General features: G+C 39.8%; 8 protein-coding genes and 3 pseudogenes. 6 read left to right on the top strand and 5 right to left on the bottom strand.

Translation table 11 applies throughout. From position 1 onward, the window contains the following. The 4 genes and pseudogenes from yvcK to LC574_RS18280 all read left to right on the top strand — a co-directional run. Nucleotides 1-880 (top strand): annotated as a pseudogene (yvcK, locus tag LC574_RS18295) (uridine diphosphate-N-acetylglucosamine-binding protein YvcK); the annotation flags it as partial. Nucleotides 881-1,030: 150 nt separating this feature from the next. Beyond that, nucleotides 1,031-1,492 (top strand): tRNA (adenosine(37)-N6)-threonylcarbamoyltransferase complex ATPase subunit type 1 TsaE, encoded by a 462-nt coding sequence (tsaE, locus tag LC574_RS18290; protein ID WP_229454823.1) that lies wholly within the window; start codon nucleotides 1,031-1,033, stop codon nucleotides 1,490-1,492. Between the two features lie 547 nt (nucleotides 1,493-2,039). Next, entirely contained in the window at nucleotides 2,040-2,651 is a 612-nt protein-coding gene (locus LC574_RS18285) for a hypothetical protein (protein WP_229454822.1), read from the top strand. Nucleotides 2,652-3,303: 652 nt separating this feature from the next. Then, nucleotides 3,304-4,545, top strand: a complete 1,242-nt coding sequence (locus tag LC574_RS18280) for a hypothetical protein (protein ID WP_229454821.1) — start codon at nucleotides 3,304-3,306, stop codon at nucleotides 4,543-4,545. Nucleotides 4,546-4,622: 77 nt separating this feature from the next. Here LC574_RS18280 and LC574_RS18275 read toward each other — a convergent pair. Both LC574_RS18275 and LC574_RS18270 read right to left on the bottom strand, forming a co-directional pair. Further along, nucleotides 4,623-5,086, bottom strand: a pseudogene (locus LC574_RS18275) (NB-ARC domain-containing protein); the annotation flags it as partial. 100 nt (nucleotides 5,087-5,186) lie between these two features. Further along, complete coding sequence (locus tag LC574_RS18270; RefSeq protein ID WP_229454820.1) at nucleotides 5,187-5,444, bottom strand: CopG family transcriptional regulator; 258 nt, start codon at nucleotides 5,442-5,444, stop codon at nucleotides 5,187-5,189. A gap of 128 nt (nucleotides 5,445-5,572) precedes the next feature. On the opposite strand from LC574_RS18270, the gene LC574_RS18265 reads away from it, so the two are divergent. Both LC574_RS18265 and LC574_RS39095 read left to right on the top strand, forming a co-directional pair. Further along, nucleotides 5,573-6,040 (top strand): GNAT family N-acetyltransferase, encoded by a 468-nt coding sequence (locus tag LC574_RS18265; protein ID WP_229454819.1) that lies wholly within the window; start codon nucleotides 5,573-5,575, stop codon nucleotides 6,038-6,040. Between the two features lie 157 nt (nucleotides 6,041-6,197). After that, nucleotides 6,198-6,299, top strand: a pseudogene (locus LC574_RS39095) (hypothetical protein); the annotation flags it as partial. Nucleotides 6,300-6,354: 55 nt separating this feature from the next. Here LC574_RS39095 and LC574_RS18260 read toward each other — a convergent pair. The 3 genes from LC574_RS18260 to LC574_RS18250 are packed head-to-tail and all read right to left on the bottom strand — an operon-like array spanning nucleotide 6,355 to nucleotide 6,983. Next, a complete protein-coding gene (locus LC574_RS18260; RefSeq protein ID WP_229454818.1) occupies nucleotides 6,355-6,546 on the bottom strand; it encodes a DUF5674 family protein in 192 nt (63 codons plus the stop codon). A 36-nt stretch (nucleotides 6,547-6,582) separates the two neighbouring features. After that, nucleotides 6,583-6,747 carry a PIN domain-containing protein gene (locus LC574_RS18255; protein WP_229454817.1) on the bottom strand — a complete coding sequence of 55 codons (165 nt, stop codon included), beginning with the start codon at nucleotides 6,745-6,747 and terminating at the stop codon, nucleotides 6,583-6,585. Further along, complete coding sequence (locus LC574_RS18250; RefSeq protein WP_229454816.1) at nucleotides 6,744-6,983, bottom strand: hypothetical protein; 240 nt, start codon at nucleotides 6,981-6,983, stop codon at nucleotides 6,744-6,746. Before LC574_RS18250 ends, LC574_RS18255 begins: the two co-directional genes overlap by 4 nt. Nucleotides 6,984-7,245 lie beyond the last annotated feature (262 nt).

Raw genomic sequence — 7,245 nt, 5'->3', positions numbered from 1 at the left:
ATCTAGCGCTAATATTACTGCTATTGTCACTGTCGCCGATGATGGTGGATCTTCTGGGCGGTTGCGTCAAGAATTTGGAGTGTTACCACCAGGGGATATTCGCAATTGTTTAGCTGCACTAGCAGATGAAGAAAAGTTATTAACAGAATTGTTTCAATACCGTTTTCGGGCTGGAGATGGGTTAACGGGTCACAGTTTTGGTAATTTGTTTTTAACGGCAATGAGTGATATTACTGGAGATTTAGAACAAGCAGTTGCAGCCAGTTCTAAAGTGCTAGCAGTACGGGGACAAGTACTACCAGCAACTCTCAGTGATGTTCGCCTCTGGGCAGAATTAGCCGATGGTCGCCGCATTGATGGGGAGTCTAGCATTCCTAAGGCTGGCGGTAAAATTGTCAAAATTGGCTGTATTCCAGCTAATCCTTCAGCAGTACCAGCAGCTATTAAGGCACTTAAAGAAGCTGATTATATTATTATTGGCCCAGGTAGCCTTTATACAAGCCTGATTCCTAATTTATTAGTACCAGAAATTGCCGATGCGATCGCTCAAACAGATGTCCCCCGTATTTATATCTGCAATATAATGACTCAACCAGGAGAAACTGAAGGCTATACTGTTGCAGATCATATCAAAGCAATTGATGCTGCTTGTGGGGAAAGACGGCTATTCGATGCTGTACTGGTACACAAAAAGTCCCCCTCAGAACAATCACTCATGCGCTACGCCGAACAAAACTCCCATCCGGTTTTCCTGGATAGAGAAGCCGTAACTCAGCTAGGACGAAGGATTGTTCTAGCTAATGTTTTGTATGAAGATGAAACGGGTGTTATCCGTCACAATCCTCAGAAACTAGCACAAGTGTTGTTGCGGTGGTACGGTAGAGGTCAGCCCCTTCTCCTGCGGAGACGCTATGCGAACGGGGAATTCAAAATTCAAAATTCAAAATTCAAAATGAAAAAAAATGAAAAAAAATGAAAATTAGTCATTAGTCTAAACAAAGGACTAATGACTAATGACTAATGACTAATTATGAAAATTTTTCTTGCAGATACAGAGGCAACGCTACGCTTAGGTATGACTCTTGGTGAATGCCTGACTCCTGGTAGTGTAATTTTACTAGAAGGTGATTTAGGTGCTGGTAAAACTACCCTAGTTCAAGGTATTGGCAAGGGTTTGGGAATCGCTGAACCTATTGTCAGTCCCACTTTCACCCTGATTAATGAGTACACAGAAGGACGCCTCCCCCTTTACCACCTAGATTTATATCGCTTAGAACCACAAGAAGTTGCAGCCCTGAATTTAGAAAGTTACTGGGAAGGTGTTGAAGTCATACCAGGAATTGTGGCAGTTGAATGGGCAGAACGATTGCCCTACAAGCCAGATAGCTATTTAAGTGTGAGCTTGACTTATGGAAATGAGGGCACTCGTCAAGTCGAACTCATCCCATTCAATTGTGCCATTAGCGAAGTCAAAATAATTCGTAATGATTAATCAGTTCCTCTGTATCCTTGAATTTAATTGCGAATTACGAACTTGTACTGCCCTTCTCTACGAGAGGCTGCGCCAACGACTACGCTCAGGAACCGCGACTCGTGCCGAGCAAAGCCGAGGTAAGCCGAAGTATTACGAATTACGAATTAGTATACAATACGAGAAAATTTCTGCAAACAGTCGAGGGAGAACTCCACACTCGTTCTATCTGCCACTACCACGCTCACCACTGTAAATCACTAACATTGTTATCTCAACCCAAAATAAATGAAAAAATTTTGTAACAGCAGCTTTATAAGAAGAATTCAGAACTCAGGAGTCAGAAAACAGGTATGAATTCTGTACGAGTGGGTAATGAATATTGGTTAAAACCTCGCCCGAGGTTAAGCGAAACTAGTATTAAATATTCAACAATAATTAAAACTCTATCCCTTTATGGGTAGAGTATTCTGAATTCTGAATTCTGTATTCTGACTCCTTTTTATAGACAATTAGGCTAATCTAATTAATATTGATGTGCTTCTCCAGCGAGTCATAGGATTGGGCAATGTCTTACAGTCAATTTGATATTGAGGCAGTTCGACTTAACTTTAGCACTAAGATCATTGAGCGAGTAGGCACATTTGCTGAGATTGCCGAGATTAATTATAGTGATTTCTTGGCGGAAACACTTCGTTTCAATACACCAATAGCCCTAGCGATTAACTCAGAAAAATCTCGTTCTGAGATGATTATTACGCCGATTTTGCTGGAATTAAAGCGACTATATCCTGAGAAAGTCAGCTTATTTTCTGGTAAAGATTTTAACGTTGATATAGAAAAAGGACTAAATGGCTTTTGTGACTTTTTGATCAGTCGTTCGCCAGAACAGTTGACAATCATGTCGCCAGTCATCGCAGTGGTGGAGGCGAAGAACGAGAATATTCAAGGTGGTTTGGGACAGTGTATGGCAGAAATGATTGCAGCCCAGATTTTTAACCAGCAAAAAGGAAACCAGATTCCTCGAATACTGGGTGCTGTAACTACTGGGAGTAGTTGGAAGTTTATGCGCCTGGAAGAAAAAACAATAGAAGTTGATTTGAACGAATATTTTTTGAACCAGATTGGGAAAATTCTAGGTATTCTAAGTCTGGGATTAGAAGAGGAATCAGGGGGGTGATATTAAGTGCTGACTGCGATTAAGGTAAGACTATAGGAATCGTATTTGATTTTTGAAATTATCTACGTGGTGCGCGTTCGCAAAGCGTCTCGCAGAGAAGCGCAGCGCAAGCGCAATAGGCGGGGAGTGGGGAGTAGGGAATTAGGCTTTTCGAGTTGTACCGAGCTTTTTCAGAAATCAAATATTAGTCCTATATATCTATCCAGTGAACAGCAAGTAGCTTTGTCAAAGTCCTTTGGTTGTGCCAGATGGTAGTTGAAAAATTTGCTTTTATTTTTATTTTTACAGAGTAATTTTAAAGCAGTTATTTGGCTATTAAGGGTTTATCATTTCCAGCTTACTATTAAGTTTAGCGCTCGCCTAATCTTCTAGGTTGCTCATTACCCAATACTAGAAAAAAGTAACACCCATCTACGTTCTAGACATAGACAACATAATTTTTACTTCAGTCCAATACCCGTGAATGAAATTGATTTAAATCCGGGAACCCAAGTATTGTAAAGTTTGATTTTGGAATAATTTCACCTTCAATTTACCAGTTATATATATAAACATGGAAAGATAAAAAGCAACAAAGATACCAAATACAAAAATTATTTGGTATCTTTGGAGCTTGGTATTTTCTTGTCTTTGTTTTTATGGAGATTAAGGTATGCAATCCTTCAAACGGTTCAGGAAACAGCTAGCTTTTATGCTCTTAATAGGTTCTGCTGTGTTTTCCGCATCCTCATCTAATGCACAAGATGTATCCAGAACAGTCTTTGTCAATACTGATGTGATTATTGATCCTGCTGTCTTAATAAATCTATTCCCTACAGCTACTCAACTTGCTGTTGTCCAAATTGGTGGGATTGTTAGAATTGATGACTCTGGTGTAGGTGTTGATATTGACATCACGACCGTCTACGATCCATTTGCAACCAACTACTTAAATAATAGAATTGTAGGTGGATCTCAATTTCAAGTTAACCCAAGTCCTAACGAAATAAGCGGTTTATTCACTGAGAAACCGGCGCAACCACTGCTATTGGATCTTTATTCTGGTGGTACTAATTCTCCTGCCTACAACTATGATGGTACAAATTGTAAGGTCTCGCGCTGTGTGGCACTCCATTATGGATATTACCAAAGGATTAGTTCAAATACAGAACTGAATCCCTCATTCTCGCGTTCGTTAATTCAGCTACGAGATCCCCGAAACCCTAATACCTCTAGATTAAGACAATACACAATGGTGTCTCCTAAACTCACCATTGTGAGTCCACGTCTTTCAGCAGTTACTCAACTTTTAGCAGTTACTCAAGGTCTTTCATCAGCAGTTACGCAACTTTCAAAACTTACTCCAATTTCAGCAGTTACGCAACTTTCACAAGTTACTCCAATTTCAGCAGTTAGTCAACGTCTTTCATCAGCAGTTACTCAAGGTTTTTCATCAGCAGTTACTCAACTTTCACAACTTACTCCAACTGAATATTACACAGTTTACAGCGAATACACAGATCCTCAACGGCCTCAGGTAACTACAGCTAACTGGACTCAATTTCCAGTTAAGCGTGGTGAAACACCAATATTAAGCTTCACTAATAGTAGTTCCAACAATTCCGTGAGGATATCTAACGCTAGAGCTTTACGAAGTACTACCCAGATCCCGCTAGCTCAACTAAACTCGATAAATCTGCCACCAACAATACGTGAGTTCCAAGCTGTTCCATCTGCTAATGTCACCTTATCTCGAAGCAGAACCACAACCCCAGTAAATGTAAATTTTCTAACCCCAGTCAATGCAAATCTCGTTATAAATCGCCGAACCCCAGTCGATGTAAATCCCCTTATAAATCCCCAAAACCCAGTCAGACCGACTTTCAACATACCGACTTTAAACAGATCCCGGTAATTTATCCAAAAAAATGCGATCGCAAGTTGATACTCTTCGACAATGCGATCGCGTTTTGGTTATTTTAATTTGTTGAGCGCGATCGCTTGACTAATATTACCTATTATCCAATATAAATCACCCAATATATTGTAAAGCTCGCTGAGATTTTGGTGATTTTCCAGATTATTAACAACTTGATTAATCGCCGCAAGTATCGGCTGAATCAAACCCATCCGATACAACGTACTACCAAGAGGCAAAAACTGCTGCCATTGATTATTTCGGCTTTTTAAAATAACCTTACCTGCCAACTCATATTCATTAATCTCTATGTAGTGATAATATGCTTCTAAAGCTTGCAAAGCATCTTTAAAAGTTTTAATTTGTTTAACCTAGTTGTCCAAAATTCTGCGGCTTTGTAGTTGGCAATTTGCCATTCATTGCTGAGGCGTAAACGTGCGATCGCTTCTTTCCGAATCACCGGATGCAACCAGTATTCACCTTTTTCACACTCCACCAAAGACCGATTTCTCAAGGAGGCGATGATTTGGCGATGTTGCTGGAGTTTTTGGATAAGATTCTGTAAATCCGACTTTTTTCCCGACTTTTGCAAACTTTATTCAAAATTCAGCAGCAAGTTCTTGAAACGATTGCTGTTATTACAACTTTTCTTGCATTAGCGATGATCGCACAATAGCTTCGGAATTAGCAGCTAAGTCAGTTTCTCCTTTGAAACAGCCGATAAATTTACTTTGCTTGAGTTTAGCTAACGGATCTGTTTTTTGTTGCTGAAGTTGTTGATAGCGCAGTTCAATCGAAGACTTAATTGCCTTTACTGTATCTTGGTCAGCCTCCTGTTGAATGTAGGCAAGCTTTTGAGCATATTCTTCATCTAGCTGAATATCAAAATTCTTCATCGCTACTAAGTTGAAATGTTTACCTAGAGTATATCGTCCGCGTCGAATCGTCTAGAATAAAAATTATTAGGTTGCTATTTCGGCGTACCCATTTGCTATTTCGGCGTACCCATTTGCTATTTTAAAGTATGACTATCTCGCTCGATGCTCTCGTAGAATTAGATCGGCTCAATATGTCTCCGATTATCGAGGCAGCAGGTGGAACGTTTGACCCAGCCTTTCGACGTACTCGGCTAGTATCTGAGATTGAGGCTGGTTCTGAAATAATTGCAGTATGTCAGAAAAATCGTTTGGCAGCTTATTTAGAATTTCACATAACAGGCAATCACTGTAAAGTGCAATCAATTCAAATTCATCCCGATTATCAGGGTAGTACAATCCTAGCTCGTCTCTTGAGGAAGGTATGTCAGAGGTTGCGGAATGCTCCGACATTAATCATCAACTCTTCTGTGCATGAAGGGAATACTAAATCACTCTCATTGCATCAGAAATTGGGGTTTTATGAGGTGAAAAGAGAAGGCAATCGAGTATTGTTTGAAACAAGTGGTCATAACCTGATTGCGCGTCTGAATCGGTTCGAGCAGAAAGCCGCCTAACAAGTGCGTTGCAGCGGAATGAAGAAAGTTCTGTGCTTAGTTCGAGATTATTTGCATCCGCTGACCGCAACCGTTAGGTAGCCTAGAATTTTGGTAAGGGCGTTACCGCAAAGTTATCTATGAGATGCTCAGACAATAGCTAGGTCGTCAAGCAGCCATGATTGATGAACCAATACATCTAGAAAAACATGACCCTTCTTGGGAACAAAGTTTCATCCAGGAACAGGAACGGATTAGAGCAACTCTTCACCTTGACTCAACCGCTATTGAGCACATTGGCAGCACTGCGGTTTCTGGTATCTATGCAAAGCCAATCATCTACCATCTTTCAACAAAACTTCTTCACACTCATAATGAAGTTGACTACCTCCACCAAGAATTTCTCTGTCTATATCGACTGCCAATTTTATAAACACTCCCCAAGCTTTGAGCATTTTGTCAAGTTGCTCTTTTGTCGCGCGTTCGTCGAAGACGTTGGCGCAGCCATCGCGTATCAGCAGAATCAATTATTTAACCTCAGTTGCCAATATTAATTACCAATATTATTTCATGAGACGCTTTAAAACTTCCTTATACTCTGCTAGAATCTCTGCCGATACAACCCACTCAAAAGCAGAATTAGCAATCACAAATAAAATTACTGCCTCTGGATTTTTATCAGCTATAGCAGCAGAGACTACGATATTAGTATTAATAATAACTTTCATTCTCCCCGTCTATAAGCTTCAATCTCTGCTGCTATTTCCTCATCAGTCAAGGGATTATCTGCGTGTATTCCTTGTATTTCTTTGAATAAATTTTTGAATTCTTCTGCTAAAGTAACCCTTTGATTATCGTCTGTCAAAATAATCACCTCAACTCTCTGTCCTGCTTTAAATGGTAAATCAGATAATACTAACTGCTTTGGATCTGCAATAGTGATATATGTTTTATAAGCGTTCATGATTTATCCTGTTACTCAACTTTTATCTACCCTTGTTCTAACAATTTCGTCACATTCTCTGCAATTCTCTCTTCTAATTTTGTAAAGTCGTCTTAGAAGGGCGAGGTTTGAAACCCAAATTTTCTATAACCAACTTTTTCCCCGACTTTTGCAACCCTATCACATAAAACTGCCGACTTCAGCCGACTGACAAAACGAAGTGCGATCGCTTAGGCTATTGGGCATAGAGATAAAAATTTAAGTATAAAAATATGCTTAATAC

Origin of the sequence: Nostoc sp. CHAB 5715 (assembly GCF_020829685.1) — a bacterium.
In the GTDB taxonomy this organism is placed as follows: Bacteria; Cyanobacteriota; Cyanobacteriia; order Cyanobacteriales; family Nostocaceae; genus Nostoc.
The sequence above is the reverse complement of the archived record's forward strand: the minus strand, read 5'-3'. Positions and strand labels throughout refer to the sequence as shown.